The following is a 1,711-nucleotide window of genomic DNA, read 5'->3' on the forward strand; positions in this document are numbered from 1 at the left end:
TGATGTCCAATCAAGGTCGGGCTCCTTTCGGTGGCATCCAACCTTCAGACGGCTGACATACTTACATGGTTGCATCAAAAGAGGGTTTTTCAACAGCCCCACTGTCCCCCTTTTCTTCACTCGGCATCCGGGAGGGCATCCGGCCCTGTACGAGGTTCCTACCGCCCGCCAGACCGGACAACGGCTGCGGCCCCCGGCTTAACTGCGGGCCTGTAACGACTATTCTCAGGACCGATGGATGTCGGACTCACCCCGGCGTTGACGGGATATGAGACTAGGTAGGATGTCACCGAAATCGCCCATCGCATAGACACTCACGCGCTACTCCTCTTCTTCGTCGTCCACCGGCGCGAGACCGCGGTAGCAGATGGAGATACGGTGGGAGGCGCCGAGCTTGCCGTAGGGCGCAAAGGCATAGTCCACGCCGATGCCCTGCCAGGAAAGGCCCAGCCCTGCCCGCAGGCCGGAGAAGCCTTCGTAGTCTGACCCGGTTCGATATCCGACCCGGAGCGCGACGAGTTCGACCGGGCGGCATTCGACCCCGGCGGCTATGCCCGGCTTCTCGCTCTCGGAGAGGATGAAGTCCTGCGTGACCCCCAGGGCTATTCCGGCAATGTCGCGGTCATACCGCCAGCCCAGACGTGCCTGCGTAGGCATGGCGTAGATCTCCTGGTAGAGCTCGGTCATGGGCCCGACGTTGGTAACCGAGGCCCCGACCTTCAGTCCTTCCAGCGGGGTTAGGTAATGCACTCCCACGTCGAACGCCCCGGCCGAGGTCGAGAGGCTCTCCATCTGCTGGTGGATGAACTTCGCCCCGAAGCCGAAAGAGAAGTCGGAGATACTCCGCGCGTAGCCGAGGGCAAGCGACCAGTCAGCAGCCGAGAAGATGTAGCCGGGCACGGTCTCGCCACGGATGTTGACGCCCTGGATTGCGCCCGAGCCCCAGTAGTCAAACGCGAGACCGAACTTGCCGATTCCCTCGAAGCCATACACGCCCGCTACATACTCGTGGTTCATGTCGAGGAACCACTGGTTGTGAGATAGCAGGACGTCGAAGGTGGGCACGTGCGCCAGCCCGGCCGGGTTGTAGTACAGGGCCGAAGCGTCGTCGATCCAGGCCACTCCCGCCTCGCCCATCCCTACCACCCTCGGCCCGACCGGGATCTTCAGAAACGACGCTCCGGTGCTGCCAAGGAGCAGCGCGGGCAGCAGAAGCCCGACCAGGACATGGATAGCCACGAAAGCACGAAGTCGGATGAAACGAAACTGCTCCTGTCGATGCCGATCCGTTTCGTGGATTTGGCCTCTGCGGCCCCTGTCAGACGGTGCGTTTCTTCGTGGCATCATGGTTCTCTTCATCGCATCCTCCTAGCGGATAACCGAGAGCTTGCCCTTGGCATGGCTCTGTCCGTCCTTGGAGACAACCAGGTACGCGTAGATGCCGCTAGCCACCTCGGCTTTCCACGCCAGATGCCCGTCACCCGACTCGGTCGCGCTCCAGACCGACTGCCCTGAAGCATCGTAGACAATCACCTTTGCCCCGGCACTCAGCCCCTGGAAGTGAATGGCGTCATGCTCAGGATTCTGATGTGGCTTGAATGGTATCGGAGCGACTCGCAGCGAGTCGAGGGTCTGGCGCGGCTGCGGCCCGCGCACGGTCAGGAAGAAGCTGTCCCGCACCGCGTAGCCAAGCGTATCCAAAGCGCTGATA

General features: G+C 62.0%; 2 protein-coding genes. Both read right to left on the bottom strand.

Annotation, left to right across the window (positions count from 1 at the left end):
* Positions 1-321: 321 nt before the first annotated feature.
* A complete protein-coding gene (locus tag FJY68_14390) occupies positions 322-1,359 on the bottom strand; it encodes a PorV/PorQ family protein (GenBank protein ID MBM3333009.1) in 1,038 nt (345 codons plus the stop codon).
* Positions 1,360-1,368: 9 nt separating this feature from the next.
* On the bottom strand, positions 1,369-1,710 hold the full coding sequence (locus FJY68_14395) for a T9SS type A sorting domain-containing protein (GenBank protein ID MBM3333010.1): 342 nt from the start codon (positions 1,708-1,710) through the stop codon (positions 1,369-1,371).
* Between the last annotated feature and the right edge of the window lies 1 nt (position 1,711).

Source organism: candidate division WOR-3 bacterium (assembly GCA_016867815.1).
Taxonomy (GTDB): Bacteria; Hydrothermota; Tepidihabitantia; order Tepidihabitantales; family Tepidihabitantaceae; genus UBA2258.

Bases quoted from the DNA above. Each gene is read 5' to 3' on its own strand.
- FJY68_14390 (MBM3333009.1), bottom strand. From the start codon at position 1,359: ATGAAGAGAACCATGATGCCACGAAGAAACGCACCGTCTGACAGGGGC.